The following is a 26,149-nucleotide window of genomic DNA, read 5'->3' on the forward strand; positions in this document are numbered from 1 at the left end:
GGGGCGGGAGCGCAGGACGTGCGGCTGGAGGCGCGGCCGGACGAAAGGCCGGGGGACCAAGGGGACCTCTGGCCGGTCGGGCCGGCTCGGGGAGCGGGGGTGTCCTGCCGATCAGGCCGCGAGCCCGGCGGGCCGCCCCCCGAGGGCGGGCGTCGGCGGCGCGGCCCGGTGGCCGCGCCGCCGACGTGTCACGGCGTGGGGTCCAGCGCGTCGTAGCGGCGGAAGCCGCGGCCGCGGAGGGCGAGCAGGCCGACCGCCAGCACGCAGGCGAGTCCGCCGCCGGTGATCGCGACGGTCGGCGAGGTGAGGTCGGCGACCGAGCCCGCGAGGAAGTCACCGAGCCGCGGGCCGCCCGCGACCACCACGATGAACACCCCCTGGAGCCGGCCGCGCATCTCGTCCGGCGCCGCGACCTGCATCATCGTGTTGCGGAAGATCATGGAGACGGTGTCCGAGTACCCGGCGATCGCGAGGAACAGCAGCCCGAGCCAGAGGTTGCGGGTGAGGCCGAAGACGGCGATCGCCGTCCCCCAGCACGCCACCGCCAGGAGGATCGCCTGCCCGTGGTGGCGGATGCGTCCCTGCCAGCCGGACAGCACCCCGCCCAGCAGCGCCCCGGCCGCGGGGGCGGCGGCGAGCAGGCCGGTGGTGCGGGCGTCGCCGTCGTACCAGAGCACGGCGACGACCGGGAAGAGCGCCCGCGGGTGGGCCAGGATCATCGCGCAGAAGTCGGAGAAGAAGGTCATGCGCAGGTTGGGCCGGGTGGCCAGGAAGCGCAGCCCGTCGAGGACGGAGGCGCGCTTGGCACCGGTCCGTTCGGGAAGCATCGACGGCAGCCGCCACATCGCGTACAGCGCCGCGGAGAAGGCGAGGGCGTCGATGAGGTACGCGGTCTGGAAGCCGCCGAAGCCCACCAGGAGGCCGCCCAGGCTGGGGCCGACGAGCGTGCCGAACGTCGTGGTCATGGAGTTGAGCGCGTTCGCGGCACGCAGCTGCGCCGCCGGCAGCAGCCGGGGGATCATCGAGGTGCGGGCGGGTGAGTTGAGCGCCGCGCAGACCGACTGCAGGGCGACGATCGCGTACAGGAACCAGACGTCGTGGAACCCGGCGAACGCGGCGGCGGCGAGGGCAGCGGAGAGCACGGCGGAGCCGGACGCACTGGCCAGCCCGAGTCTGCGGCGGTCGACGGTGTCGGCGATGGCGCCGCCGTAGAGGCCGAAGACCACCAGCGGCACGAGCGAGAAGAGGCCCACGAGCCCGACGGAGAAGGGCGAGCGGGTGATCTCGTAGACCTGGAGGGAGACGGCGAGGGCCGTCATGCCCTGCCCGACCCAGGAGACGGTGTTGCCGAACCAGAGGCGGCGGTAGTGCGCGGAGGTCCGCAGCGGGGTGAGGTCCGCGAGGACGCGGCCGCGTGCGGGGGCCCGGGTCTCGGTCACGCGACGTCGAACCGGAGCTCGGGCCGGGTCCAGTAGATCCCGCCGGTGGGTTCGACGGCGCCGGTCCGGCGTGCGCCGGTCCGCAGGTAGAACTCCTCGGCGGGCGGATGCGCGACGACGCGGACGGACGTCAGGCCGGCGGCGCGGGCCTCGCCGGCCATGTGCTCCATCAGCAGGCGTCCGGTGCCGAGCCCCTGGGCGTCGTCGGCGACGAAGGCGAGGTCGAGCTCGGCCTCGTCGAGGAGGAGGGCGTAGAAGCCGACTGTGCGGCCCTGGCCGTCGACGGCGACGTGGACGCAGTGATGCTCGATGTACGGGCCTCCGACGACGTAGCCGTCGACCATGACGGCGTAGTCACCGCGGTACGCACCGGACTTCCTGACGAGCTGGGTGAGGCGGCGGGAGTCCTCTGCGGTGGCGCGTCGGACGGTGATGGCGGGCATGGAGGGAGTATAGGGATGGAAGGTAATGGAGTCCTTACAGTTTCCTCCGGGTACGTACAGGACCCCAGGTCGGGACAGGCGCCACCCGACCGTGGCCCCCGGCCTCCGGCCCGCCGCCGGGCGCCGGGCGCCGGTCAGCCGCAGGGGCTCAGATCGTCCGGGTCGACGTCGTCGAGCCGGGCGGCCAGTGCGTTGAGCTGGGCCCGCAGGCCGCGGATCTCCTCCAGCGACATCCCCGTCGCGGCGGCGATCCGCCGCGGCACGCCGAGGGCCTTCTCGCGCAGCTCGGCGCCGGCCTCGGTGACGCGCGCGGTGACCGAGCGCTCGTCCTCCGCGCTGCGCCGCCGCTCGACGTACCCGGCCGCCTCCAGCCGCTTGAGCAGCGGCGACAGGGTGCCCGAATCGAGCCGCAGGTGCTCACCGATCCGCTTCACGGGGAGCTCGCCGTACTCCCAGAGGACCAGCATGACCAGGTACTGGGGGTAGGTGAGTCCGAGCTCCTTGAGCGCACCGCGGTAGACCCCGTTGAACGCGCGGGTGGCGGCGTGCAGCGAGAAGCAGATCTGGTGGTCGAGCCGGAGGAAGTCCTCGTCCCGGGTCGTGTCGAGCGTCTCCATGGCTCCAGGTTACGCGAGGGCCATTGAGTTGTGCACAACTGAATTGTGCGATACCAATGACTCAGCACCGCACCGGCTCCGCACGAGGACAGGAAGAGACACCCATGAACGCGATCTACACCGCTGTCGCCACCGCCAACGGCCGCGAGGGCCGCGCCGTCAGCTCCGACGGCCACATCGACCTCCCCCTCGCCCACCCCCAGGCGCTCGGCGGCAACGGCCAGGGCACGAACCCGGAGCAGCTCTTCGCCGCCGGTTACGCCGCCTGCTTCGCCAGCGCCATGGGCGTGATAGCCCGCCAGGAGAAGATCGACGTCAAGGACGTCTCGGTGACCGCCGAGGTCAGCATCGGCAAGGACGAGGCCGACAGCGGCTTCGGTCTCGCGGTCGTCATGCGCGCCGAGTTCCCCGACCACCTCCAGGGCGAGCCGGGCCGCACCCTGCTCGAGAAGACCCACGCCTTCTGCCCGTACTCGAAGGCCACCCGCGGCAACATCCAGGTGGAGCTCGTCATCGAGTAGTCGCCACCCCGCATGTCCGCCCCCGGCGCAGCCCCACGCGCCGGGGGCGTTCGCCGTCCCCGGCCCGGACGGCGCCGGCCGGGGGTGGGGAGAAGAGGCTCACGAAGAGGTGGCCGGCACACGGGCCGTGCCATCCGGGTGATGTGGGCGTGTCGGGCCGACTGCTCGCGCCCGCCGTCCGCAGACTGGGGTGAGATGCACGAGGCGGATACCGCCGCCGTCGCGGTGGCGAATCGCCCGGCCGACGATCGCGCTGGCCAGAACGATTCTGCTTCACCGTGCGTTGGTGGGGCGGGTGGGACTCGAACCCACGGCCGACGGATTATGAGTCCGCTGCTCTAACCGGCTGAGCTACCGCCCCTCAACGGCGTGGCGCGTACAAGTGTGCGCGCCGTCTGCCGCAGCATAGCTGCTCATACGATCTCCTGCTGTGGCGCCCGGCAACCACAATCATGAGGACTTCGACCCGGACGAGATGGTTCCCGGGCATAAGAAAAAAGGACCCCGAAGGGTCCTCTTTCCGATCGCTCCCCCGGCTGGACTCGAACCAGCAACCCTCCGGTTAACAGCCGAATGCTCTGCCAATTGAGCTACAGGGGATCGCGCTCCCCCGACTGGACTCGAACCAGTAACCTGCCGGTTAACAGCCGGCTGCTCTGCCAATTGAGCTACAGGGGATTGCTGCGTTGCACCGAACGTACCCACCTCGGGTGTCCCGGGCGGCGCTCGCTCGCTGCGACACATACATTAGCGCAAGCAGGGGGGTGCTCCGCCAATCGGTATGCCGCGCGCGCTCGTGGGCACCAGTGAGGCATCGGCAAACTTCCAGGGAAGGGTGGTGCCGCCGTGCGGTACAAGCTGACGTTCGTCGTGGGACTGGCCCTCGGTTACGTCATCGGCACACGGGCCGGGCGCGAGCGCTACGAGCAGATGAAGAAGTCCGCGCGGGAGATCTCGCAGAACCCCGCCGTGCGCAACGCGGCGGAGTCCGCGGCGCAGACCGGCCGCCAGGTGGCGGGCAAGGCGCTCCACGTGGTGAGCGACAAGGTCGGCGACCGGCTGCCGGACTCGATGACCGAGCGGATCCACGCCCTGCGCCACCACAACGGCCAGGTGACCGAGGACGAGTGGGGCGTCAGCAACACCTGACGCCCGCACGCGGACCGTGGTCAAGCTCACGCGGCGCCGCTCACCGGCCCCGGGGCCGCGCACGGTCCGGACGCGCCATGGCCCCGGGGGCGCCGGGCCGGTTCCGGACCGTGCGCGAAAACGCGTCTCCTACCCCGCGGGCGCTCCCCCTACTCCTCCGCGTGCGGCAGAATCTCTTGCCATGGGGATAGTCGCGGGTTTGGACAGCTCTTCGGGGTTCACACGCATCGTCGTCTGCGACGCGGACACGGGTGCCGTGCTGCGGCAGGGCTATGCCCAGCATCCCGGCGACCCGAAGGCCACCGACGTCGACCCGCAGGCCTGGCTGCTCTCGCTCGGCGAGGCGGCCACCGGCGGTCTGCTGGAGGGGGTCCAGGCGATCGGCGTCTCCGCCCAGCAGCACGGGCTCGTGCCGCTTGACCAGCAGGGCGGCCTCGTACGGCCCGCGATGATCGGCAACGACAAGCGGGCGCAGGTCGCCGCGGCCGATCTGGTCGAGGCGTTCGGCGGGCGGCAGGCGTGGGCCGAGGCGGTCGGGTCCGTCCCGCAGGCCGGGCAGCCCGTGGCCAAGCTGCGCTGGCTGGCCCGGACCGAGCCCGAGAACGCCCAGCGGGTCGCGATGGTGCTCCAGCCGCACGACTGGCTGGTCTGGCAGCTCCTCGGCCGCCCCCTCCGCCGCACCACGGACCGCGGCGCCGCCTCCGCCACCGGGTACTGGTCCGCCGGCGCGGGCACCTACCGTCCCGATCTGGTCGAGCTGGCGCTCGGCCACATGGCCATGCTGCCCGAGGTGCTCGGTCCCGCCGAGGCCGCCGGGACCACTCCCGAGGGCCTGCTGATCTCCGCCGGTACGGGCGAGACCATGGCCGCCGCGCTCGGCCTCGGGCTCGGCCCCGGTGACGCGGTCGTCTCCCTCGGCGCCTCCGGCTCGGTGATGGCCGTGCACCACGAGGCGCTCACCGACCCGCAGGGCATGATCACCTCCTTCGCCGACGCGACCGGCATGCACCTGCCCGTCGTCCACACCTCCAACGCCGTCCGGACGCTGCGCGGCACCGCCGAGATGCTCGGCGTGGACAGCCTGGAGGAGTTGTCGGCGCTCGCGCTGAAGTCGACCCCCGGCGCCTCCGGTCTCGTCCTGCTCCCCTACCTGGAGGGCGAGCGCACCCCGCAGCTGCCGCACACGGCCGGCACCCTCAGCGGTCTGCGCCGCGAGTCGATGAAGCCCGAGCACCTCGCGCGGGCCGCCTTCGAGGGCATGCTCTGCGCGCTCGCCGACGCCATGGACGTGCTGCGCGGACGCGGCGTCGACGTGCGCCGGGTGTTCCTGCTGGGCGCGGCGGCCGAGCTGCCCGCCGTGCAGGCGCTCTCGCCGGCCGTCTTCGGCGCGCAGGTCGTCGTCCCGCAGCCGGCGGACTACGCGGCGCTGGGCGCGGCCCGGCAGGCCGCGTGGGCGCTCGGCGTCTCGCACGGCAGGCTCTCCCCCGGTGCCCCGCCGGCCTGGCAGGGCGCCGCGGCCCAGGTCTTCGAGCCGGGCGAGGAAATGGCGGTGGGTCAGGCGGTGCGGCAGCAGTACCGGGCCACGCGGGAGCAGATCCACCCGGGCGCCTTCGACGCGTAGCCGTCGGGGCTCCGGGGCCGCCCGGAGCCCGGCTTCGCAAAGGCTTGACCAGGTCGGGAAAACCCGGTCGTAACGCCGTGGGGCCACGGGCGATAGTAGAACCCGTGCTCATAAGACTCCTCCGAACCCACCTCGGACCGTACAAGAAGCCCATCGCCCTGCTGGTGCTCCTGCAGCTGCTGCAGACCTGCGCCTCGCTCTACCTGCCGACCCTGAACGCCGACATCATCGACAACGGTGTCGTGAACGGGGACACCGGCTACATCCTCCGCTTCGGCGCCCTGATGGTCGCGGTCTCCGTGGTCCAGGTCGTCTGCAACATCGGCGCCGTGTACTACGGAGCCCGGACCGCGTCCGCGCTCGGCCGCGACGTCCGCGCCGCGGTCTTCGAGCGCGTGCAGTCCTTCTCCGCCCGCGAGGTCGGGCACTTCGGCGCCCCGTCGCTGATCACCCGCACCACCAACGACGTCCAGCAGGTCCAGATGCTGGTGCTGATGGCCTTCACGCTGATGGTGTCCGCGCCGATCATGTGCGTCGGCGGCATCATCATGGCGCTGGGTCAGGACGTGCCGCTGTCGGCGGTGCTGCTCGCGGTGGTCCCGGTCCTCGGCATCGCGGTCTCGCTGATCGTGAAGCGGATGCGTCCGCTGTTCCGCACCATGCAGGAGCGGCTGGACACGGTGAACCGGGTGCTGCGGGAGCAGATCTCGGGCAACCGGGTGATCCGGGCCTTCGTGAAGGACGACTACGAGCGCGACCGCTTCAAGGTCTCCAACACGGAGCTGACCGACGTGTCGATGGCGACCGGCCGGCTGATGGCGCTGATGTTCCCGACCGTGATGACGGTCGTGAACGTCTCCAGCATCGCGGTGGTCTGGTTCGGAGCACACCGCATCGACAGCGGCGGGATGGAGATCGGCGCGCTGACCGCCTTCCTCGCCTATCTGATGCAGATCGTGATGGCCGTGATGATGGCCACCTTCATGTTCATGATGGTGCCGCGCGCCGAGGTGTGCGCCGAGCGCATCGAGGAGGTGCTCGGCACCGAGTCCAGCGTGGTGCCGCCGGTCGTGCCCGTGCGCGAGCTGCGGCAGCGCGGGCATCTGGAGGTCAGGGCGGCGGACTTCCGCTACCCGGGCGCCGAGGAGTCGGTGCTGCGGAGCGTGGCCCTGGAGGCCCGGCCCGGCGAGACCACGGCGATCATCGGCTCGACCGGCTCCGGCAAGTCCACCCTGCTCGGACTGGTGCCGCGGCTCTTCGACGTGACCGGCGGCGAGGTCCTGGTCGACGGCGTCGACGTCCGGACGCTCGACCAGGCGCTGATGGCGCGGACGGTCGGACTCGTCCCGCAGAAGCCCTACCTCTTCTCCGGCACGGTCGCGACGAACCTGCGGTACGGGAAGCCCGACGCGACCGACGAGGAGCTGTGGCACGCCCTGGAGGTGGCCCAGGCTGCGGACTTCGTGCGGGAGCTGGAGGCCGGCCTGAACGCGCCGATCGCGCAGGGCGGCACGAACGTGTCCGGCGGGCAGCGCCAGCGGCTCGCCATCGCCCGGACGCTGGTGCAGCGGCCGGAGATCTACCTCTTCGACGACTCGTTCTCGGCGCTCGACTACAAGACCGACGCGCTGCTGCGGGCCGCGCTGTCCGAGGAGACGGCGGACGCGACCGTCGTGATCGTCGCCCAGCGGGTGTCGACCATCCGGGACGCCGACCGGATCGTGGTCCTGGACCAGGGCCGGGTCGTGGGCACCGGACGCCATCACGAACTGATGGCAGGCAATGAGACGTACCGGGAGATCGTGCTCTCCCAGCTGACCGAGGCGGAGGCAGCCTGATGGCCGGTCCTGGCGGACGGATGATGGCCGGCGGCGGCCCCGACCAGAAGTCGATGGACTTCAAGGGCTCGGGCAAGCGGCTGCTGCGGCAGCTGGCGCCCGAACGGAGCTCGCTCTGGCCGATGGTGATCGCCGGCGTGCTCAGCGTGGCCGCCTCGGTGGTCGGCCCCAAGATCCTCGGCAAGGCGACCGACCTGGTCTTCGCGGGCGTGGTCGGGCGGCAGATGCCCGAGGGTGCCACGAAGGCGCAGGCCATCGACTCGCTGCGGGCCGAGGGCAACGGCGGGATGGCGGACATGCTGTCCGGGGTCGACTTCACCCCCGGTCAGGGCATCGACTTCACCGCGGTGGGTCAGGTGCTGCTGTGGGCGCTCGCCGTCTACGTGGTGGCCGGCCTGCTGATGCTGGTCTCCACCCGGATGTCGATCAAGGTGATCAACCGCACCGTGTTCCGGATGCGGGAGGACGTGCAGACGAAGCTGTCCCGGCTGCCGCTGTCGTACTTCGACAAGGCCAAGCGGGGCGAGGTCCTCAGCCGCGCCACCAACGACATCGACAACATCTCGCAGACCCTGCAGCAGTCGATGGGCCAGCTGATCAACTCGCTGCTCACCATCGTCGGCGTACTGGCGATGATGTTCTGGATCTCGCCGCTGCTGGCGCTCGTCGCCCTGGTGACGGTGCCGGTGTCGGTGGTCGTGGCGGCCAAGGTGGGCAAGCGCTCGCAGCCGCACTTCGTGCAGCAGTGGAAGTCCACGGGCAAGCTGAACGCGCACGTGGAGGAGATGTACACCGGTCACGCGCTGGTGAAGGTCTTCGGGCGGCAGGACGAGTCGGCCGCCGACTTCCGCGAGCAGAACGAGGCGCTGTACGAGGCGGGCTTCAAGGCCCAGTTCAACAGCGGCGTCATGCAGCCGGTGATGTTCTTCATCTCGAACATCAACTACGTGCTGGTGGCCGTCGTCGGCGGTCTGCGGGTGGCCTCGGGCACCCTGTCGATCGGTGACGTGCAGGCGTTCATCCAGTACTCCCGGCAGTTCTCGATGCCGCTGACGCAGGTCGCGTCCATGGCGAACCTGGTGCAGTCGGGCGTCGCCTCGGCCGAGCGGATCTTCGAGCTGCTCGACGCCGAGGAGCAGGAGCCGGACTCCCCGGTGAGCGAGCGGCCCTCCGAGTCCGCGGCCGGCAAGGGCCGGGTCGAGCTGGAGCACGTGTCCTTCCGCTACGAGGCCGACAAGCCGCTCATCGAGGACCTGTCGCTGACGGTGGAGCCGGGGCAGACGGTGGCGATCGTCGGACCCACCGGCGCGGGCAAGACGACGCTGGTGAACCTGCTCATGCGGTTCTACGAGGTCACCGGCGGCCGGATCGCGCTCGACGGCGTGGACGCGGCGTCGATGTCCCGCGAGGAGCTGCGGGCCGGCATCGGCATGGTCCTCCAGGACACCTGGCTGTTCGGCGGGACGATCGCCGAGAACATCGCCTACGGTGCGAGCGGCCCGGTCACCCGGGAGCGGATCGAGGAGGCGGCGCGTGCCGCGCACGCCGACCGTTTCGTCCGCACGCTGCCGGACGGCTACGACACCGTCATCGACGACGACGGGGCGGGCGTCAGCGCCGGCGAGAAGCAGCTGATCACCATCGCGCGGGCGTTCCTGTCCGACCCGGTGATCCTCGTCCTGGACGAGGCGACCAGCTCCGTCGACACCCGGACCGAGGTCCTGATCCAGAAGGCGATGGCGCGGCTCGCCCACGGGCGGACCAGCTTCGTGATCGCGCACCGGCTCTCCACGATCCGGGACGCGGACGTGATCCTGGTGATGGAGAACGGCTCGATCGTCGAACAGGGCACGCACGACGAGCTGCTGGCGGTGGACGGCGCCTACGCGCGGCTGTACGCGGCCCAGTTCGCCCAGGCGGTCGTCGAGGTCGACTGACGCGTTCCCGGTGCCGGGCGTCCGTCCGGCACCGGGGACCTCGCACGAACCCGGGGGCCGCGTCTCAGTCCAGGTAGCCGCGCAGCTGGTCGGCGAAGGCGTGGTCCCGGAGCTTGTTGAGGGTCTTGGACTCGATCTGGCGGATGCGTTCGCGCGTCACGCCGAAGATCCGGCCGATCTCCTCCAGGGTGCGGGGCCGTCCGTCGTCGAGGCCGTAGCGGAGCTGGACGACCTTGCGTTCACGCTCGCCGAGGGTGGAGAGGACCGCCTCCAGGTGCTCGCGCAGCAGCAGGAAGGCGGCGGACTCCACCGGGGAGGCGGCGTCCCCGTCCTCGATCAGGTCGCCCAGCGCGACGTCGTCCTCCTCGCCCACCGGGGCGTGCAGGGAGACCGGCTCCTGGGCGAGGCGCAGTACTTCACCGACCCGCTCGGGTGCCAGGTCCAGCTGGGCGGCGACCTCCTCGGGCGTGGGCTCGTAGCCGCGCTCCTGGAGCATCCGGCGCTGGACCCGGACGACCCGGTTGATCAGCTCCACGACGTGGACGGGGACGCGTATCGTCCGGGCCTGGTCGGCCAGCGCGCGGGACATCGCCTGGCGGATCCACCAGGTCGCGTAGGTCGAGAACTTGTAGCCGCGCGCGTAGTCGAACTTCTCCACCGCGCGGATGAGGCCGAGGTTTCCCTCCTGGACCAGGTCGAGCATCGTCAGCCCGCGCCCCACGTACCGCTTGGCGACGGAGACGACCAGGCGCAGGTTCGCCTCGATGAGGCGGCGTTTGGCCATCCGGCCCATGACCACGAGCCGGTCCAGGTCGAGGGCCAGCCGGGAGTCGAGGTCGGTGGCGGAGGCGAGCCGCTCCTCGGCGAAGAGCCCGGCCTCCACGCGGCGGGCGAGCTCGACCTCCTCGGCCGCGGTGAGCAGCGGGATGCGGCCGATCTCGCGCAGGTACTGCCGGAAGAGGTCGGAGGAGGGTCCGCTCCCGCCGGTGTCGACGCGGCGGGGGGCGGGTGCCTCGATCTCCTCCACGGGCTCCGTCTCGACCGGCTCGACCGGCTCGGCCGGCGCGGCCGCCTCCGCGGGATCCGCCTCGTCGGTGAGGCCGGCGGGATCCGGCGCGCCCTCGGACTACCTGGCCACCGTCCGCGAGGCCGCGCCCAACGACACCGTCCGCGCGCTGGTCACCGAACTCGCCGTCGAGGCGATCTTCGCCAAGACCGTCGACGAGGCCTACGCCGGAGACCAGCTCGTCACCGTCCGCCTCCCGTTCGCTGCCGGTTCGGGGGCGTGCGACAGCGGGACGGGCGCGGCCGGGCCGCCACTGTCCGTCCCGTACACGATGAGCGGAACCGCGGGGGCACGCTCCGAGGGCTCAGGCACCGCCCACCAGTGTGGGGTACGACACATCACCGCCACGAGGGGCGTGCGGTGACTTTTTGAATGCGGCCGACTACGAAGGGGGACCCTGTCCCGGGCGATGGCCGGTGCGCCGCCGGGGCGGCGCTCAGAGCGCGGCCGCGCCGTTGTTCCGCAGGGACTGTCCGTACTGGGTGAGCACCCACAGCTCGTTCTGCACGGCGGCCTGCTGCTCCGGGTCCCCGTGCGCGCCGAGGCGCGCCAGGGAGCCCTGTACCTCCCGGATGCGGCGGTCGACCGCGCGGAGGCGGACGGTGACGAGCTGGTCTCCGGCGTAGGCCTCGTCGACGGTCTTGGCGAAGATCGCCTCGACGGCGAGTTCGGTGACCAGCGCGCGGACGGTGTCGTTGGGCGCGGCCTCGCGGACGGTGGCCAGGTAGTCCGAGGGCGCGTCGGTGGCCCCGCCCGCGTCCTGGATGCACTGGCGCACGGTCGCGTAGGGCGGTGCGGTGAACTCGTCGACCCCGTAGGCGTCGAAGGCGGGCGAGACCAGCTCGGGGCGCTGGAGCGCCAGCTTGAGGAGCTCGCGCTCGGTGCGGTGGGCCGGGCTGCGCAGGTTGAGCGCGGGGCCGGCCGGGGCCTGGGGGGCGTGGATCGGCGGGGGCGCCGTGCGGTTCTGCGCGGGCGCCGGGCCCCGGCCGCCGCGGTCCCGGGCCCAGCGGGCGATCTGGGCGACGCGCCGGACCACGAACGGCGTGTCGAGGATGCCGAGCATGCCCGCGAGCTGGACGGCGACCTCGTGCTGCGAGGCGACGTTCTTGATACGGGCGACGATCGGGGCCGCCTCGTCGAGGGCGGCGGCCCGGCCGGCCGGGGTCTCCAGGTCGTAGCGGCGCACGATCTGGCGCAGGGCGAACTCGAACAGCGGGGTGCGCGGCTCGACGAGGTCGGCCACGGCCTGGTCGCCCTTGGCCAGCCGCAGGTCGCAGGGGTCCATGCCGTCCGGCGCGATGGCGATGTAGGTCTCCGCGGCGAACTTCTGGTCGTCCTCGAAGGCGCGCAGCGCGGCCTTCTGGCCGGCCGCGTCTCCGTCGAAGGTGAAGATCACCCGGGCCGAGCCGTTGTCCATGAGGAGCCGGCGGAGGATCTTGATGTGGTCGCCGCCGAAGGCGGTGCCGCAGGTGGCGATGGCGGTCGTGACACCGGCCAGGTGGCAGGCCATGACGTCGGTGTAGCCCTCGACGACGACGGCCCGGCTGACCTTGGCGATGTCCTTCTTGGCCAGGTCGATGCCGTAGAGCACCTGGGACTTCTTGTAGATCGGCGTCTCGGGCGTGTTCAGGTACTTGGGGCCGTTGTCGTCCTCGCGCAGCCGGCGGGCGCCGAAGCCGACGACCTCGCCGCCGACGTCCCGGATCGGCCACATCAGGCGGCCCCGGAAGCGGTCGATGGGGCCGCGGCGGCCGTCCTGGGAGAGCCCGGAGAGGATCAGCTCCTTGTCGGAGAAGCCCTTGCCGCGCAGGAAACGGGTGAGGTGGTCCCAGCCGGCCGGGGAGTAGCCCACGCCGAAGTGTTCGGCGGCGGCCTGGTCGAAGCCGCGCTCGGCGAGGAACTTCCGGCCGATCTCGGCCTCGGCTCCGCCGAGTTGGTCGGCGTAGAACTGGGCGGCGACCTTGTGTGCCTCGACCAGCCGGATGCGCTCGCCGCGCTGGTGGCCGGGGTTGTAGCCGCCCTCCTCGTACCGCAGCGTGATGCCCGCCTTGGCGGCGAGGCGCTCGACCGTCTCCGAGAAGGAGAGGTGGTCGATCTTCATCACGAAGGCGATCGTGTCGCCGCCCTCCTGGCAGCCGAAGCAGTGGAACAGGCCCTTGCTGGGGCTGACCTGGAAGGAGGGCGACTTCTCGTCGTGGAAGGGGCACAGGCCCTTGAGGTTGCCGCCGCCCGCGTTGCGCAGTTGAAGGTACTCGGACACGACGGAGTCGATCGGGACCGCGTCCCGTACCGCCTTCACGTCGTCATCGTTGATCCTGCCTGCCACGCATGAATCCTACGGTGCCGGGCGGCTTCTCAGGTCAGGCCGTCGAGGGGGACCGAGGGGTCCGCGAGGGCGTCCGGGTCCACCGGGGCCCCGGATCGGATGAGCCGCTGGATCGACTCTGTGACGTCCCACACATTCACGTTCATCCCGGCGAGCACCCGGCGGTCCTTCAGCCAGAAGGCGATGAACTGCCGCTTGCCGACGTCGCCGCGCAGGACGACCTGGTCGTACGAGCCGGGCGGGGCCCAGCCCGAGTACTCCATGCCCAGGTCGTACTGGTCGGAGAAGAAGTACGGCACCCGGTCGTAGCTGACCGGGCGGCCGAGCATGGCGCGGGCGGCGGCCGGCCCGCCGTTGAGGGCGTTGGCCCAGTGCTCGACGCGCAGCCGGGTGTGGAGCAGCGGGTGGTGCGCGGCGGCGACGTCGCCGGCCGCGAAGATCTCCGGGTCGGAGGTGCGCAGGGACTCGTCGACGGCGATGCCGCCGCCGTGGGCGCGGTCGACCAGGGCGAGGCCGGCCGATTCGGCGAGGGCGGTGCGCGGCGCGGCGCCGATGGCGGCGAGGACGGCGTGGGCGGGGTGCTCCTCGCCGTCGTCGGTGCGGACGGCGAGGACCATGCCGTCCTGGCCGACGATCTCGGTCAGCCGGCCGCCGAAGTGGAAGCGGACGCCGTGCTCGGCGTGCAGGTCGGCGAAGAGCTGGCCGAGCTCGGGGCCGAGGACCTGGTGCAGCGGGGTCGGCGCGGACTCGACCACGGTGACCTCGGCGCCGTACCCGCGGGCCGCGGCGGCGACCTCCAGGCCGATCCAGCCGGCGCCCGCGATCACCAGGTGGCCGTTGTCGCGGCCGAGGGCGGCCAGCACGTGGCGCAGCCGGTCGGCGTGGGCGAGGCGGCGCAGGTGGTGGACGCCGGCGAGTCCGGTGCCGGGGATGTCGAGGCGGCGGGGCTCGGAGCCGGTGGCCAGCAGGAGCCGGTCGTAACGGATGGTGGTGCCGTCGCCGAGGCGGACGGTGCGCGCCGTGCGGTCGACGGTGGTGACCGCCTGCCCGAGGTGCAGCTCGATGTCGTTCTGGGCGTACCAGGCGGCCTCGTGGACGAAGACGCCGTCGCGCTCATCCTTGCCGATGAGGTAGCCCTTGGACAACGGCGGTCGTTCGTAGGGATGGTCGCGCTCGTCGCCGATGAGGATCACCCGGCCGTTGAAGCCCTCGGCGCGAAGGGTCTCCGCGGCTTTGGCCCCGGCGAGGCCCCCGCCGACGATGACGAAGGTCTGATCTGCGTCGACCACGTGATGCCTCCTCGTTGCGACCGCTTCTACGCTACGCCTCCGGCCGTTCGGCGGGCCGTTCCGCCTCGGGCCTTGCAGCGAGCGTCCCGCACGGAGCGTGATGGCGGAAGGGGGCGTGACCTCGTCGGCCGGTCAGCCGTGGCGGGGGTGGAGCCGGGCGTGGAGGGCGCGGGCGGAGGCGTCGGTGAGGGAGGAGATCTGGTCGATGATCACCCGCTTGCGCGCGCGGTCGTCGCCCGCCTCGTCGAACAGCGCGCGGAACTGCGGGTCGAGTTCCTCGGGCGCGCGGGCGGTCAGCGCCTCGGCGAGCTCGGCGAGGACGATGCGCTGGTCGGCGCGGAGCGCCTCCTGCTCGGCGCGCTGCATCACGTACCGGTCCGCCACGGCCTTGAGGACGGCGCATTCGTTGCGGGTCTCCCGCGGGACGACGAGCTCGGCCGCGTAGCGCGTGAGACGGCCGGTGCCGTACCGCTGCCGTGTGGCGCCCTCGGCGGCGAGGCAGAAGCGGCCGATCAGCTGGCTGGTGGCGTCCTTCAGCCGGGCCTGGGCGACGGCCGAGCCGTCGTAGCCGTGCGGCCACCAGTCCTGTCCGGTGAGCCGGTCGAGGGCGTCGGCGAGCTCCTGCGGGTCGGTGTCCGGCGGGACGTAGCGGCCGAGGGCGACCGTCCAGATGTCGGCGCGCTCGGGCTCGGCGAAGAGCATGTCGGGGTCGATGTGGCCGGCGTGCAGACCGTCCTCGAAGTCGTGCACGGAGTACGCCACGTCGTCGGACCAGTCCATGACCTGGGCCTCGAAGCACTTGCGGTGGCCGGGCGCGCCCTGGCGTGCCCACGCGAAGACCGGGAGGTCGTCCTCGTAGACGCCGAACTTGGACGAGTCGGGGTCCTCGGGATGACCGCCGCGCGGCCAGGGGTACTTGGTGGCGGCGTCGAGCGCGGCGCGGGTGAGGTTGAGGCCGACGCTGACGGGCTCGCCGCCGGCGGGATCGGCGATGAACCGCTTCGGTTCGATCCGGGTGAGCAGGCGCAGCGACTGGGCGTTGCCCTCGAACCCGCCGCAGTCCTTGGCGAAGTCGTTGAGGGCCTGTTCGCCGTTGTGCCCGAACGGCGGGTGGCCCATGTCGTGGGAGAGGCACGCCGCTTCGACGAGGTCGGGGTCGCAGCCGAGGGCGGCGCCGAGTTCCCGGCCGACCTGGGCGCACTCCAGGGAGTGGGTGAGCCGGGTGCGGGGGCTGGCGTCCCAGGCGTGGCCGCGGGTTCCGGGGGTGACGACCTGGGTCTTGCCGGCGAGCCGCCGCAGCGCGCTGGAGTGGAGCACCCGCGCGCGATCGCGCTGGAAGGCGGTGCGGCCGGGCCGTTTGTCGGGTTCGGCGGCCCATCGTTCGGTGGCGGTGTCGTCGTATCCCGGGGTGTCCGTGTTGCCTTCCATGCACCGAAGGTAACCGGAGGGACCGACACCTGGGGGCAGGGCGTGCGTTTCGCACCGGGACGGGGCGGCCGGCGGGGGCGCTCCCCGCCGGACGGCGCCCGGGGCAGGCGGTCGTCAGGCGGTGGCGAGTTCGCGCGCGGGGACGGCGGGCCTGCGCAGGGCCTCGTCGTAGCGGTGCAGGATCAGCCGGGCCAGGGCCGGGTGGTCGCCGAGCGGGGCCGCCGCGATCCAGGGGGCGTGGGCGGCGCTGCGGGTGGCGAACAGACCGGGCGCGGTGAAGCAGGAGGCGACGGCGACGCGGTGCCGGCCGCGGGCGGCGAGGGACCGTACGGCGTCGGGCACGGTCGGCGCGGCGGCGGAGGCGAAGGCGGGGACGACGGGCACGTGGCCGAGCCGCTCGGAGAGCAGCCGTGCGACGCGGCGGACGACGGCGAGCGACTCGGGGTCGCGGGAGCCGGCCGCTGCCAGGACGACGCCGGCGGACGGCGAGGCGTCGTCCCGGGCGGTCCAGCCCGCCTCGGCGAGCCGGTCGGCGAGCGCCTCGACGAGCAGGGGGTGCGGGCCGAGCGGGAGCGCTGTGCGGATCCGCAGTCCGGGTGCGGCGGCGGCAGCGGCGGGCAGGTCCTGTTTGACGTGGTAACCGGGCCCGAAGAGGAGGGGTACGACGACGGCGTCGGCGGCGTCGCGGGGGCGCCCCCCGGCGAGACCGGCGAGGGTGTCGTCGAGGAGCGGCGCGTTCAGTTCGATGTGCGCCAGGCGGACGTCGAGGCCGGGCCGCAGGTCGCGGACCCGGTCCAGCAGCAGGCCGAGGGTGGCGCGCGCCCGGGGGTCGCGGCTGCCGTGGCCGACGGCGACAAGGGTGGGGGCGGTGCTTCTCATGGGCCTGCGCGTTTCGTCGGGGGCGTCGGGACTTCCGTGAGTCATTCGGCCGCCACGCCCGTTCAGATGCACGCGGCCCAGTTGGGCGCCGAGCTGTGCGGTGATCCGTCCCAGCAGCTGGGCGGTGCTGTCGAACGTGCTGTCCGGCTCCGTCATGGACCGATCCTGACCCCGGCACGTTGCCTGCCCGTTGCGCCGGGGTCACGAGTGTTTTCCGCCCGCTCACCGGGTGCCCCGCGCCGGTGTCAGGCGCCGGTGTCCCGCGCCGGTGTCAGGCGCCGGTGTCCAGCCAGACCCGCAGCGGCGCGAAGGAGGAGAAGCCGGCCGCGTGGGCGGGTGCCAGGTCGTCGCCGGACTCGTAGCCGACGACCGGGCGGCCGGGGTCGGCCAGGCCCAGGCAGCCGGCCCATGCCTCGGCCGGGTCTGTGCCGTCGACGGCGAAGAGGTTGGACACGCCGGTCACCGGTCCGCTGTCGCTGAGCACCGCGCCACCGGCGATCGCACCGTCGGGGCGGTGTCCGGCGACGATCGTGGTCGCCGGGTCGGCGAGCAGCTCCGGGCGGAACAGCGCGGCCTCCTCCGCGTCGCCGCCGCTCCAGGACAGCGCCCAGTCGGCGAGGTCCGCCGGGGTGCGGACCGGGCTCCAGCGCAGGCCGGCGGCACCGTCGGCGGCGGGAGCGGGAAGCCCCGCCGGGCGGTGGATCCACTCCGCCTCGAACAGCAGCAGGAAGCCCTCCGCCGCCAGGTCGAGACGGGCGAAGCTGTCCTTGACGGAGGCTCCGGGGGCGCCGCGGTCGATGCCGTCCAGGACGTCGCGGACGCCCGCGTCGGCGGTCAGCGTGACGGCGTCCGGGTAGTAGGTCGGCGTGCGGAGGGCGTTGGTCCACACGCGCGGGGCGAAGGTGCCGGGGCGGCCGTGGGCCCGGCACATCGCCTCGCACCACTCGGCGTTGTTACGGACGGCGTCGTTGATCATCTGTGGATCGTACGACCACGTCCCGCGCTTCTCGTCATTCTTTTCCCTATCCGCACTTCCGCACTGCGGAATATATTTTCCATCATGAGAATGACTCCTCCGGCGCTGCACCGACGTGCCGTCGCCGAACTCGTCGGCACCGCCGCCCTGGTCGCCGTCATCGTCGGCTCCGGCATCCGGGCCGACGCGCTCAGCCAGGACATCGGGGTCCGGCTGCTGGCCAACTCCCTCGCCTCCGCCCTGGGCCTCGGACTGCTCATCGCCCTTCTCGGCCCGCTCTCCGGCGCCCACTTCAACCCCGTGGTCACCCTCTCCGAGTGGTGGTCGAGGCGCCGCGAGGCCGGCGCACCGGACGTCCGCGAGGTCGCCGCCTACGTCGCCGCACAGCTCACCGGCGCCGTGGCCGGCGCCCTCCTCGCCGAGGCCATGTTCGGGCGGACGCCCGGCACCTGGTCCACGCGGGCCCACGCGGACGTCTCCCTGCTGCTCGGCGAGACCGTCGCCACCGCCGGGCTCGTCCTGATCGTCCAGGGTCTGCGGCACATCGACCGGACCTCGCTCGCCCCGGTCGCGGTGGCCGCGTACATCGCGGCGGCCATCTGGTTCACCTCCTCGGGCTCCTTCGCCAACCCGGCCGCCACGGTGGGCCGTTCCTTCTCCGACTCCTTCACCGGGATCGCCCCCGGCTCGCTGCCCGGCTTCATCGGCGCGCAGTTCCTGGGAGCCCTGCTGGGCATCGCCCTGGCCACCGTGCTGTACGGATCCGGGCGCGCGGGAACGGCCGGTCCGGCGGTGCCGCGCCCCGCGGACCCGGGCGACCCGGCCACACCGCCGCCGCCTCCCAGTGAACCGAGGGGCCGCATTCTGCGTCGGTTGAGGTGACGGGGCAGGCAAGATCCACGGAGGTACGTCCATGCGACGCGTACGCGTTCCCGCCCGGCTGAAGAGGGCCGTGCGGCTGCTGCCGCGCGGCCGCCGGGCCCGCCGCCGTACGGTCCAGGCCGTCATGCTCGGCACCGTGCTCGCGCTCGCCCCGGCCACCTGGATGCACGCCACCGCCGACGGGCGGCTGCGCACCACCGCCGACGTGCCCGCCCAGGACGTCGCCGTCGTCTTCGGCGCCGGCCTGTGGAAGGGCCGCCCGACGCCCTACCTCGCGCACCGGCTCGACACCGCCGCGGAGCTGTACCGCACGGGCAAGGTCAAGGTCGTGCTCGTCACCGGCGACAACAGCCGGAGCGCGTACGACGAACCCGACGCCATGCGCACGTACCTCACCGGTCACGGCGTGCCGGACGCGCGGATCGTCAGCGACTACGCGGGCTTCGACACCTGGGACTCGTGCGTGCGCGCGAAGAAGATCTTCGGCGTCGACCGGGCCGTCCTCGTCACGCAGGACTTCCACATCCGGCGCGCGGTGGCGCTGTGCGCGGCGGCGGGCGTCGACTCCTACGGCGTCAAGGTGGTCGAGCCCCACGACGCCACGTTCTACTACGGCGGCACCCGGGAGCTGTTCGCCGCCGGTAAGGCGGCGCTGGACGCGGCGCTGCGTCCGGACCCCCACTTCCTCGGAGACCGCGAGAAGGGCGTGACGGAGGCGCTGGCCTCGGCGCGGTAGGGCACGCCCCCACCGGCCGCTGCCCTCACCCGCGGCGAGGCCGGCGGCGGAGTCCGACGTACCGGTCCCGTAATCGGGCGCGCCCCCTCCCGTAACACGCGCGTCGCACGCTCTCGTACATGTCCGAGGCTGTCACCACCCCCACGCACTGCCCCTACTGCGCGCTCCAGTGCGGCATGTCGCTCCGCCGCTCGCCGGAGGGGACGGGCTCCGTGGAGGTGGTCGACCGCACGGACTTCCCGGTCAACCGGGGCGCGCTGTGCGGCAAGGGCCGCACCGCCCCGGCCGTGCTCTCCTCCCGGGTCAGGCTGACCGAGCCCCTGGTCCGCTGCCCTGACACAGGTGCGCTGAAGTCGGCCACCTGGGAGGAGGCGCTCGCCGCCGTCGCCGACGGGCTGCGCCGGACCCGCGCCGACCACGGTCCGAACGCCGTGGGGGTCTTCGGCGGCGGCGGTCTCACCAACGAGAAGGCGTACGCGCTCGGCAAGTTCGCCCGGCTCGTCCTCGCCACCTCCCAGATCGACTACAACGGCCGCTTCTGCATGTCCTCGGCGGCCGCCGCCCACCAGCGGGCCTTCGGCCTCGACCGGGGACTCCCCTTCCCCCTGGAGGACATCCCGCGCACCGGCTGCGTGATCCTCGTCGGCTCCAACCTCGCCGAGACCATGCCGCCCGCCCTGCGCTACCTCACCGAGCTGAAGGAGAACGGCGGCCGGCTGATCGTCGTCGACCCGCGCCGCACCAGGACCGCCGAGCAGGCCGACCTCCACCTCGCGCCGCGCCCGGGCACGGACCTCGCGCTCGCCCTCGGCCTGCTCCACCTCGTCGTCGCCGAGGGGCGCGTGGACGACGAGTTCGTCCGCACCCGCACCCAGGGCTGGGAGGCCGCGCGGGCCGGGGCGATGGCCCACTGGCCCGAGCTGGTCGAGCGGATCACCGGCGTGCCCGTGCCGCTGCTGCGCGAGGCCATGCGCATGTTCTGCGACGCGGAGAACGCGATGGTGCTCACCGCGCGCGGCCCTGAGCAGCAGTCCAAGGGCACGGACACGGTCGGCGCGTGGATCAACCTCTGCCTGGCGACCGGGCGGGCCGGGCGCCCGCTCTCCGGCTACGGCTGCCTCACCGGGCAGGGCAACGGCCAGGGCGGCCGCGAGCACGGCCAGAAGGCCGACCAGCTCCCCGGCTACCGCAAGCTCGACGACCCCGCCGCCCGCGCGCACGTGGCCCGGGTCTGGGACGTGCCGCCGGAGTCCCTGCCGGGGCCGGGCCGCAGCGCCTACGAACTCCTCGACGCCCTGGGCGGCGACGTGCGGACCCTGCTCCTGATGGGTTCCAACCCGGTCGTCTCCGCCCCGCACGCGGGGCACGTCGAACAGCGGCTGCGGTCGCTCGACTTCCTCGCCGTCGCGGACGTGGTCCTGTCGGAGACGGCCGAACTGGCCGACGTGGTGCTGCCCGTGACCCAGTGGGCGGAGGAGACCGGGACCACGACCAACCTGGAGGGCCGGGTCCTGCTCCGCCGCCGCGCGCTCACCCCGCCGCCGGGGGTCCGCAGCGATCTGGAGGTGCTGCACGCGCTCGCGGCGCTGCTCGGCTGGGAGAAGGGCTTCCCCACCGACCCGGAGGAGGTGTTCGACGAGCTCCGCCGCGCCTCGGCGGGCGGCCCCGCGGACTACTCCGGCATCAGCTACCGCCGCATCCAGGAGGAGGACGGCGTCTTCTGGCCCTGCCCCGAGGTCCCGCGGACGTCCCCGTCCGACGGTGCGCCGGAGGCCGACGGGGCGTCCGGCGCCGGGACCGGCGGGCGCCCGCACCCCGGCACGCCGCGTCTCTTCCTCGACCGGTTCGCCACCCCCGACGGCCGGGCGCGGTTCGTGTCCGTGGTCCACCGGGCGTCGGGCGAGGAGACCGACGACGAGTACCCGGTCGTGCTGACGACCGGACGGGTCGTCGCGCAGTACCAGTCCGGCGCGCAGACCCGGCGGGTCGAGGAGCTGAACAGCGCCGCGCCCGGCCCCTTCGTGGAGCTGCACCCGCGGCTCGCCGAGCGGATCGGGGTCGCCGACGGCGAGCGGGTCGCGGTGGTCTCGCGGCGCGGGCGTGCGGTGGCGCCGGCCCGGATCACCACGGCCATCCGGCCGGACACCGTCTTCATGCCCTTCCACTGGCCGGGCGAGGGCCGGGCGAACACGCTCACCAACCCCGCCCTCGACCCCGTCTCGCGGATGCCGGAGTTCAAGACCTGCGCGGTCCGCCTGGAGCCGGCGTGACCCAGTCGCCGCCCGCGACCGGGGGACCCAGCGGAACCCCCGGCGCGGCGAGGTAGACCCACGCGGGCACGGCCGCCCCGTCCCGGAGCCGGACCACCTCCCGCTCCACCCGCTCGTACAGGTTGAGCGGGTGGCCCGGCCCGCGGTACTCCTCCAGCCGGTCCAGCACGTCCAGCAGCCCGGCGTACGCGCCGGGCGCGGCGGTCACCAGTTCGCCGGCGATCCGGCCGTCCCCCGGCACGGCGAACGGATAGCCGGGGCCGTCGTGCAGCACCGCGCCGGCGAGCCGTGCGGGTTCCTCCGCGGCCGTGCGGCCGAGGAGGAACCGGTCGTGGTTGCGCCGGCCGGGGCGGAGCGTGCCGTAGACGAAGAAGGGCAGCTCCGGCCCGGCCGTCACGGGGTGGTGGCCGTCTCGGACGCGATCCACTTCACGTAGCCGGCGGAGGCGCGGACGACCGGGGTGGCGAGGATCTCCGGGGTCTCGTAGTCGTGCGCGGCGAGCAGGTGGGCCTCCAGCGCCTCGTAGCGGGCCTCGGTCGTCTTGAGCACCACCTGCCACTCCTCTGTCGTCTCGATCGCCCCCTGCCAGTGGTAGACGGAGGTGACCGGCCCGGAGACCTGGGCGCAGGCGGCGAGACGGGCCTCGACCGCGCCGCGCGCGAGTTCCTGGGCCTTGGCGGGGCTGTCGGTGGTGGTCAGTACGGTCAGTGCCGTGGGTGCGTGGGTCACCCCGCCACGGTACTCAGGACCGCGTCCGGGTCACGGCAGGGAAGCACCCGTACGGCCGTGCCCCGCCGGCGGCCGACGGGGTCGGCCCTACGGGCCGGGCCGGGACTCAACCGGTGTACGGGCGGACCGCCTTGGCGTCGCGCAGGGCACGAGCCCACCACGCGACCTGGTCGAGCAGCACCTTGGCCGCGGCGTCGGGGCCGCTGGGGTCCTTGGGACTGCCGTCCGGCTCGAACAGCCCGTGGGCGTGGTGGAACGAGACGGTGTCGCGGACGGTGACGGCGTGCATCTCGGCGTAGACCTGGCGCAGTTGCTCGACGGCGCGCAGACCGCCGGACATGCCGCCGTAGGACACGAAGCCGACGGGCTTGGCCTGCCACTCGGTGAAGTGCCAGTCGATGAGGGACTTCAGGGCGGCGGGGAAGGAGTGGTTGTACTCGGGGGTGACGACGACGAAGGCGTCGGCGGCGGCCAGGACCGGGGAGACCTTGGCCAGTTCGGCGCGGACGCCGGGTGCGGGGTGATGGGAGAGCGAGGTCGGGAGCGCGGTCTCGGCGAGGTCGACGACATCGACGGTGAAGTCGTCCCGCTCGGCCGTGCGGGAGAGGAACCAGTCGGCGACGACCGGGCCGAAGCGGCCTTCGCGGTCGCTGCCGACGATGACGGCGAGCTTGAGCGGGGCGGAGTTCGCGGAGTTCGTGAGGTCCATGCGGACGACCTTCCTACCTCAAGTCTGGTTGAGGTCAAGGGGCTCGATCCGGAACCGGGAGATCTCCTGCGATCGGCCCGGCGGGAGACCCCACGACACCCCCTACGGTGGTGTCATGACCGAGGCTCCCCCCGCACCCCTGCACATCGAGATCGACGGCCGCCCCGTCGCCGACCCCGCGACCCTCGCGGCCCTCACCAGCGGCTACGGGCACTACACGGCGATGCAGGTGCGCGACGGACGGGTCCAGGGCCTCGGGCTGCACCTCGAACGCCTCGACCGCGCCACCCGCGAGCTCTTCGGGCAGGGTCTCGACGGGAACCGCGTCCGCTCCCTGCTGGCAGGTGCTCTGGAGGCGGCCGGGCGCCGGGACGCGGCGGCGCGGGTGTACGTCCACGAGGGGATCCGCACGGTGGTGACGGTCCGCGAGCCGTTCACGCCCGACCCGGCCCCGCAGAGCCTGAAGTCGGTCGGCTACCAGCGGCCGGCGGCCCATATCAAGCACCTCGGCGGCTTCGGCCAGCGCTTCCACGGGGACGCCGCGCGGCGCGCGGGCTTCGACGACGCCCTGCTGACCGCCCCGGACGGCGAGATCGCGGAGGGGGCGGTCACCAACATCGCCTTCTGGGACGGCACTTCCGTGATCTGGCCGTCGGCGCCGTGCCTGACCGGCATCACGATGTCCCTGCTGGAGGCCCGGCTGCCCTCGGTGCGGCGCCGCGTGACGCTGGCGGACCTGCCGGACCTCCGGGCGGCGTTCGTGACGAACGCCCGGGGCGTCGCCCCCGTGCGCCGGATCGACGACGTGACGTTCGAGGTGGACGGGACGCTGATGGCACGGGTGGGCGCCGCTCTGGCCGCGGCCCCCTGGGACGCGCTGGAGCCGGGCGCGGAAAGGTGACCGGCCGCGCCCCGCGGGCCGGGCGGAGACCACGGACGGGGAGCGTCCTTCCGGCCCGACACGCCGGTCACCCGTTCGGCACGAATCGCCGACCGGGATCATGCAGAACGCTCCGACCTGCACAAACAATGGAAAGGCAAGGCGACACACCGCACCGTTCGGAGTAATTCTGATCCTCCATCAGCAGGCGCCGGCCGCGCCGCGGCACTTACCTCGGTCTCAGGAAGACCGACAGCGCGCCCCGGAGGACCTCATGCGCACCACTGCCCGCCTGCTCACCGGTACCGCGTTGGCGGTCGCCGCGATCGGTGCCTTCGCCGCGCCGGCCGCGTACGCCGAGAACTCCGAGCACCACGAGAGCCTGGAGGTCTTCCCGTCCTCCGCCTCGCCCGGCACCACCGTCACGGTGAACACCCTCGCCTGTGGCAAGCACGGGCACGGTGTCGGGGACGCGCAGTCCCTCGGCGCGGGCGACTTCCAGCTGAATCCGAGCACGCACAAGGAGGTCGTGGTCGGTCAGTTCACGGTCCCGGAGCACGCCAAGGCCGGTTCGTACGGCATCAGCGTGGCCTGCGACAACGGCAAGACCGCCCGCGGCGAGCTCGTCGTCAAGCACAAGAGCCCGAGCGGGCACGTCCAGACCGGTGTCGGGGGCAGCGTAGGCCCCGACACCGCCCAGATCACGGCAGGCGTGGCGGTGCTGGCCGCGGCTGCCGTCGGCGGTACCTGGCTCCTGCGTCGCCGGGCGAGCGGCGCGCAGGGCCGCTGAGTCGTACCGCAACGCCCTGCCCCCGCCGTGCGACCCTTCGGGGCCCGGCGGGGGCAGGGCCACATCTCTCGCACCCGAGAGGGAGAACCGTGAGCAGCAGGACCAAGGGCTGGGGCGTGGCGATCGCCGCGTGCCTGGGCATCTGGCTCGTCCAGAACGGCTCGGAGGACGTCACTCCGCCCATGCCGTCCGCGGCGCAGGCCTTCGCCGCCGGGCCGAACGCGCACACCGACGCGGCCGCCGACCCGCTGCCGCCCTCCGAACCGGTCCGGCTGCGCATCCCCGAGATCGACGTCGACACGCCGATGACGTCGCTCGGGCTGACCGCGCGGGGCGCGCTCGACGTCCCGCCCGCGGACGACCGCAACCTCGCGGGCTGGTACCGGAACGGCACGACCCCCGGCGCCAAGGGCACCGCGATCGTGGCGGGCCATGTCGACAACGCCCGCGGCCCCGCCGTCTTCTACGCGCTCGGCGCCCTCAAGAAGGGCAACCGGATCGAGGTCGACCGCCGGGACGGGCGGACCGCCGTCTTCACGATCGACGCGGTCGAGGTCTACGAGAACGAGGACTTCCCGGACACGAAGGTCTACGGCGAGGCCGGACGGGCCGAGCTGCGGGTGATCACCTGCGGCGGCGGCTTCTCGCAGAAGTCCGGCTACCAGGGGAACGTGGTGGCGTTCGGGCACCTCATCGGGGTGCGCTGAACGACGGGCCGGCTCCGTGCGGCCTCGGGACGCGCGGTCTGCTCAGGACCACTGGTCGAAGGCGAGCTTCGCGACGAGCGAGAAGACCACGACCAGCAGCACCCCGCGCACGAACTCGGAGCCCTTCCGCAGCGCCATCCGCGCGCCGATCATGCCGCCGGCCAGGTTGAAGAGCGCCATCACGGCCGCGAGCCGCCAGAGCACCGTGCCCTGGTAGGCGAACATCGCGAGGGCGCCGCCGTTGGTGCAGACGTTGACGATCTTGGCGGTGGCGGAGGCGGTCACCAGATCGAGGTGGAGCACGGCGGTGAGCGCCAGCACGAGGAACGTACCGGTGCCGGGCCCGAAGAGGCCGTCGTAGAACCCGATGCCGCCTCCGACCAGGACGATCGCGGTGACGACCCGCGCCCGGCCGGCCGGCGCCCCGTCCTGCCGCCGGGTGCCGAAGGCGGGGCGCAGCATCACGAACGCGGCCACGCCGAGCAGGACGACCATGATCACCGGACGCAGCACGTCGCTGCTGATCCCGGCGGCGAAGAAGGCGCCGGCCATCGACCCGGCGAGGGCCGCGAGTCCGATCCGCACCGCCGTCTTCACCCGCACCGGCGCTTTGCGCACGTACGTGACCGCGGCGCCGGACGTGCCGACGATCGCGACGGCCTTGTTGGTGCCCAGGATCTGGGCGGCCGGCAGGTGCGGAAGGCCGAGCAGCAGGGCGGGCAGCAGGAGCAGTCCCCCGCCGCCGACCACGGCGTCGATCCAGCCGGCCACCAGCGCGGCGGCGCAGAGCAGGACGAGCGTGGTCACGGTTATCTCGGGCATGACCACGACCCTAGGAAGAAAATGACTGTGCCGTCCATCAATCTCGGGAGAGTCGAGCCACGTCTGAGGTGGTGACGTGCTGCTCCCGGTCCGGC

24 protein-coding genes, 3 tRNA genes and 1 pseudogene are annotated in these 26,149 nt (G+C 72.9%); 12 read left to right on the forward strand and 16 right to left on the reverse strand.

Annotated elements, in window-relative coordinates; translation table 11 throughout:
* Positions 1 to 188: 188 nt before the first annotated feature.
* The 3 genes from EAO71_RS13085 to EAO71_RS13095 all read right to left on the reverse strand — a co-directional run bounded on the left by EAO71_RS13085 (position 189) and on the right by EAO71_RS13095 (position 2,499).
* Positions 189 to 1,439 carry an MFS transporter gene (locus EAO71_RS13085; RefSeq protein WP_147977888.1) on the reverse strand — a complete coding sequence of 417 codons (1,251 nt, stop codon included), beginning with the start codon at positions 1,437 to 1,439 and terminating at the stop codon, positions 189 to 191.
* The gene (locus EAO71_RS13090) at positions 1,436 to 1,882 is read right to left on the reverse strand and encodes a GNAT family N-acetyltransferase (protein WP_147977889.1); all 447 of its coding nucleotides are present in this window, start codon (positions 1,880 to 1,882) and stop codon (positions 1,436 to 1,438) included. Before EAO71_RS13090 ends, EAO71_RS13085 begins: the two co-directional genes overlap by 4 nt.
* Positions 1,883 to 2,016: 134 nt before the next feature.
* Positions 2,017 to 2,499: a MarR family winged helix-turn-helix transcriptional regulator gene (locus tag EAO71_RS13095; RefSeq protein ID WP_147977890.1), complete on the reverse strand. Its 483-nt coding sequence runs from the start codon at positions 2,497 to 2,499 to the stop codon at positions 2,017 to 2,019.
* Between the two features lie 104 nt (positions 2,500 to 2,603).
* Between EAO71_RS13095 and EAO71_RS13100 the strand changes: the two genes are divergently transcribed.
* Positions 2,604 to 3,020 (forward strand): organic hydroperoxide resistance protein, encoded by a 417-nt coding sequence (locus EAO71_RS13100; protein ID WP_147977891.1) that lies wholly within the window; start codon positions 2,604 to 2,606, stop codon positions 3,018 to 3,020.
* 284 nt (positions 3,021 to 3,304) lie between these two features.
* On the opposite strand, the gene EAO71_RS13105 is transcribed toward EAO71_RS13100, so the two are convergent.
* The 3 genes from EAO71_RS13105 to EAO71_RS13115 form a co-directional block, all read right to left on the reverse strand.
* Positions 3,305 to 3,381: transfer RNA gene (locus EAO71_RS13105), tRNA-Ile, on the reverse strand.
* Positions 3,382 to 3,547: 166 nt separating this feature from the next.
* A tRNA-Asn gene (locus EAO71_RS13110) sits at positions 3,548 to 3,620 on the reverse strand.
* A gap of 5 nt (positions 3,621 to 3,625) precedes the next feature.
* Positions 3,626 to 3,698 (reverse strand) — tRNA-Asn (locus tag EAO71_RS13115).
* 168 nt (positions 3,699 to 3,866) lie between these two features.
* Between EAO71_RS13115 and EAO71_RS13120 the strand changes: the two genes are divergently transcribed.
* The 4 genes from EAO71_RS13120 (at position 3,867) to EAO71_RS13135 (ending at position 9,565) form a co-directional block, all read left to right on the forward strand.
* Positions 3,867 to 4,169, forward strand: a complete 303-nt coding sequence (locus tag EAO71_RS13120; protein WP_147977892.1) for a YtxH domain-containing protein — start codon at positions 3,867 to 3,869, stop codon at positions 4,167 to 4,169.
* Positions 4,170 to 4,350: 181 nt separating this feature from the next.
* Positions 4,351 to 5,790 (forward strand): FGGY family carbohydrate kinase, encoded by a 1,440-nt coding sequence (locus EAO71_RS13125; protein ID WP_147977893.1) that lies wholly within the window; start codon positions 4,351 to 4,353, stop codon positions 5,788 to 5,790.
* Between the two features lie 104 nt (positions 5,791 to 5,894).
* On the forward strand, positions 5,895 to 7,628 hold the full coding sequence (locus EAO71_RS13130) for an ABC transporter ATP-binding protein (RefSeq protein WP_147977894.1): 1,734 nt from the start codon (positions 5,895 to 5,897) through the stop codon (positions 7,626 to 7,628).
* Entirely contained in the window at positions 7,628 to 9,565 is a 1,938-nt protein-coding gene (locus EAO71_RS13135; RefSeq protein WP_147977895.1) for an ABC transporter ATP-binding protein, read from the forward strand. The genes EAO71_RS13130 and EAO71_RS13135 overlap by 1 nt, the downstream gene beginning before the upstream one ends.
* 64 nt (positions 9,566 to 9,629) lie before the next feature.
* Here EAO71_RS13135 and EAO71_RS13140 read toward each other — a convergent pair.
* Positions 9,630 to 10,662: pseudogene (locus EAO71_RS13140) on the reverse strand (RNA polymerase sigma factor); the annotation flags it as partial.
* Here EAO71_RS13140 and EAO71_RS13145 point away from each other — a divergent pair.
* Positions 10,660 to 10,995: a hypothetical protein gene (locus EAO71_RS13145; RefSeq protein WP_147977896.1), complete on the forward strand. Its 336-nt coding sequence runs from the start codon at positions 10,660 to 10,662 to the stop codon at positions 10,993 to 10,995. The pseudogene EAO71_RS13140 and the gene EAO71_RS13145 overlap by 3 nt on opposite strands.
* Positions 10,996 to 11,067: 72 nt before the next feature.
* On the opposite strand, the gene dnaG is transcribed toward EAO71_RS13145, so the two are convergent.
* The 5 genes from dnaG to EAO71_RS13170 all read right to left on the reverse strand — a co-directional run bounded on the left by dnaG (position 11,068) and on the right by EAO71_RS13170 (position 17,529).
* Positions 11,068 to 12,957, reverse strand: coding sequence for a DNA primase (gene dnaG / locus EAO71_RS13150; RefSeq protein ID WP_147977897.1), 1,890 nt, complete (start codon positions 12,955 to 12,957; stop codon positions 11,068 to 11,070).
* 29 nt (positions 12,958 to 12,986) lie between these two features.
* Positions 12,987 to 14,246, reverse strand: a complete 1,260-nt coding sequence (locus EAO71_RS13155; RefSeq protein ID WP_147977898.1) for an NAD(P)/FAD-dependent oxidoreductase — start codon at positions 14,244 to 14,246, stop codon at positions 12,987 to 12,989.
* 132 nt (positions 14,247 to 14,378) lie between these two features.
* A complete protein-coding gene (locus tag EAO71_RS13160; protein WP_147977899.1) occupies positions 14,379 to 15,674 on the reverse strand; it encodes a deoxyguanosinetriphosphate triphosphohydrolase in 1,296 nt (431 codons plus the stop codon).
* 114 nt (positions 15,675 to 15,788) lie between these two features.
* Entirely contained in the window at positions 15,789 to 16,709 is a 921-nt protein-coding gene (locus EAO71_RS13165) for a sirohydrochlorin chelatase (protein ID WP_147977900.1), read from the reverse strand.
* A 115-nt stretch (positions 16,710 to 16,824) separates the two neighbouring features.
* Positions 16,825 to 17,529: a hypothetical protein gene (locus tag EAO71_RS13170; protein ID WP_147977901.1), complete on the reverse strand. Its 705-nt coding sequence runs from the start codon at positions 17,527 to 17,529 to the stop codon at positions 16,825 to 16,827.
* An 84-nt stretch (positions 17,530 to 17,613) separates the two neighbouring features.
* Here EAO71_RS13170 and EAO71_RS13175 point away from each other — a divergent pair, with 84 nt between their 5' ends.
* The 3 genes from EAO71_RS13175 to EAO71_RS13185 all read left to right on the forward strand — a co-directional run bounded on the left by EAO71_RS13175 (position 17,614) and on the right by EAO71_RS13185 (position 21,417).
* Positions 17,614 to 18,411 carry an aquaporin gene (locus tag EAO71_RS13175; protein WP_147977902.1) on the forward strand — a complete coding sequence of 266 codons (798 nt, stop codon included), beginning with the start codon at positions 17,614 to 17,616 and terminating at the stop codon, positions 18,409 to 18,411.
* Positions 18,412 to 18,442: 31 nt separating this feature from the next.
* Positions 18,443 to 19,147: a SanA/YdcF family protein gene (locus tag EAO71_RS13180; RefSeq protein WP_147977903.1), complete on the forward strand. Its 705-nt coding sequence runs from the start codon at positions 18,443 to 18,445 to the stop codon at positions 19,145 to 19,147.
* 119 nt (positions 19,148 to 19,266) lie between these two features.
* A complete protein-coding gene (locus EAO71_RS13185) occupies positions 19,267 to 21,417 on the forward strand; it encodes a molybdopterin oxidoreductase family protein (protein ID WP_147977904.1) in 2,151 nt (716 codons plus the stop codon).
* On the opposite strand, the gene EAO71_RS13190 is transcribed toward EAO71_RS13185, so the two are convergent.
* The 3 genes from EAO71_RS13190 to EAO71_RS13200 all read right to left on the reverse strand — a co-directional run bounded on the left by EAO71_RS13190 (position 21,383) and on the right by EAO71_RS13200 (position 22,855).
* Positions 21,383 to 21,844 (reverse strand): gamma-glutamylcyclotransferase family protein, encoded by a 462-nt coding sequence (locus EAO71_RS13190; protein WP_261992118.1) that lies wholly within the window; start codon positions 21,842 to 21,844, stop codon positions 21,383 to 21,385. The two genes, EAO71_RS13185 and EAO71_RS13190, sit on opposite strands and share 35 nt — an antisense overlap.
* Positions 21,811 to 22,146 carry a divalent-cation tolerance protein CutA gene (gene cutA, locus EAO71_RS13195; protein ID WP_147977905.1) on the reverse strand — a complete coding sequence of 112 codons (336 nt, stop codon included), beginning with the start codon at positions 22,144 to 22,146 and terminating at the stop codon, positions 21,811 to 21,813. The genes EAO71_RS13190 and cutA overlap by 34 nt, the downstream gene beginning before the upstream one ends.
* A 106-nt stretch (positions 22,147 to 22,252) precedes the next feature.
* Positions 22,253 to 22,855 (reverse strand): NADPH-dependent FMN reductase, encoded by a 603-nt coding sequence (locus tag EAO71_RS13200; RefSeq protein WP_147977906.1) that lies wholly within the window; start codon positions 22,853 to 22,855, stop codon positions 22,253 to 22,255.
* A gap of 115 nt (positions 22,856 to 22,970) precedes the next feature.
* Between EAO71_RS13200 and EAO71_RS13205 the strand changes: the two genes are divergently transcribed.
* From EAO71_RS13205 to EAO71_RS13215, 3 genes are all read left to right on the forward strand, one after another.
* Positions 22,971 to 23,756, forward strand: coding sequence for an aminotransferase class IV (locus EAO71_RS13205; protein WP_147977907.1), 786 nt, complete (start codon positions 22,971 to 22,973; stop codon positions 23,754 to 23,756).
* A gap of 253 nt (positions 23,757 to 24,009) precedes the next feature.
* The gene (locus tag EAO71_RS13210) at positions 24,010 to 24,525 is read left to right on the forward strand and encodes a hypothetical protein (protein ID WP_147977908.1); all 516 of its coding nucleotides are present in this window, start codon (positions 24,010 to 24,012) and stop codon (positions 24,523 to 24,525) included.
* Between the two features lie 89 nt (positions 24,526 to 24,614).
* Positions 24,615 to 25,232, forward strand: a complete 618-nt coding sequence (locus EAO71_RS13215) for a class F sortase (RefSeq protein ID WP_147977909.1) — start codon at positions 24,615 to 24,617, stop codon at positions 25,230 to 25,232.
* Positions 25,233 to 25,274: 42 nt separating this feature from the next.
* Here EAO71_RS13215 and EAO71_RS13220 read toward each other — a convergent pair whose 3' ends face one another.
* Positions 25,275 to 26,054, reverse strand: coding sequence for a sulfite exporter TauE/SafE family protein (locus tag EAO71_RS13220; RefSeq protein WP_147977910.1), 780 nt, complete (start codon positions 26,052 to 26,054; stop codon positions 25,275 to 25,277).
* Positions 26,055 to 26,149 lie beyond the last annotated feature (95 nt).

Origin of the sequence: Streptomyces sp. MS191, from assembly GCF_008042125.1 — a bacterium.
Classification (GTDB): Bacteria; Actinomycetota; Actinomycetes; order Streptomycetales; family Streptomycetaceae; genus Streptomyces.

Excerpts from the sequence above, each read along its gene's own strand:
- EAO71_RS13090 (WP_147977889.1), bottom strand. The coding sequence starts at position 1,882 with ATGCCCGCCATCACCGTCCGACGCGCCACCGCAGAGGACTCCCGCCGC.
- EAO71_RS13095 (WP_147977890.1), bottom strand. The coding sequence starts at position 2,499 with ATGGAGACGCTCGACACGACCCGGGACGAGGACTTCCTCCGGCTCGAC.
- EAO71_RS13100 (WP_147977891.1), top strand. The coding sequence starts at position 2,604 with ATGAACGCGATCTACACCGCTGTCGCCACCGCCAACGGCCGCGAGGGC.
- EAO71_RS13125 (WP_147977893.1), top strand. The coding sequence starts at position 4,351 with ATGGGGATAGTCGCGGGTTTGGACAGCTCTTCGGGGTTCACACGCATC.
- EAO71_RS13135 (WP_147977895.1), top strand. The coding sequence starts at position 7,628 with ATGGCCGGTCCTGGCGGACGGATGATGGCCGGCGGCGGCCCCGACCAG.
- EAO71_RS13160 (WP_147977899.1), bottom strand. The coding sequence starts at position 15,674 with ATGGAAGGCAACACGGACACCCCGGGATACGACGACACCGCCACCGAA.
- EAO71_RS13165 (WP_147977900.1), bottom strand. The coding sequence starts at position 16,709 with ATGACGGAGCCGGACAGCACGTTCGACAGCACCGCCCAGCTGCTGGGA.
- EAO71_RS13170 (WP_147977901.1), bottom strand. The coding sequence starts at position 17,529 with ATGATCAACGACGCCGTCCGTAACAACGCCGAGTGGTGCGAGGCGATG.
- EAO71_RS13175 (WP_147977902.1), top strand. The coding sequence starts at position 17,614 with ATGAGAATGACTCCTCCGGCGCTGCACCGACGTGCCGTCGCCGAACTC.
- EAO71_RS13180 (WP_147977903.1), top strand. The coding sequence starts at position 18,443 with ATGCGACGCGTACGCGTTCCCGCCCGGCTGAAGAGGGCCGTGCGGCTG.
- EAO71_RS13185 (WP_147977904.1), top strand. The coding sequence starts at position 19,267 with ATGTCCGAGGCTGTCACCACCCCCACGCACTGCCCCTACTGCGCGCTC.
- EAO71_RS13200 (WP_147977906.1), bottom strand. The coding sequence starts at position 22,855 with ATGGACCTCACGAACTCCGCGAACTCCGCCCCGCTCAAGCTCGCCGTC.
- EAO71_RS13205 (WP_147977907.1), top strand. The coding sequence starts at position 22,971 with ATGACCGAGGCTCCCCCCGCACCCCTGCACATCGAGATCGACGGCCGC.
- EAO71_RS13210 (WP_147977908.1), top strand. The coding sequence starts at position 24,010 with ATGCGCACCACTGCCCGCCTGCTCACCGGTACCGCGTTGGCGGTCGCC.
- EAO71_RS13220 (WP_147977910.1), bottom strand. The coding sequence starts at position 26,054 with ATGCCCGAGATAACCGTGACCACGCTCGTCCTGCTCTGCGCCGCCGCG.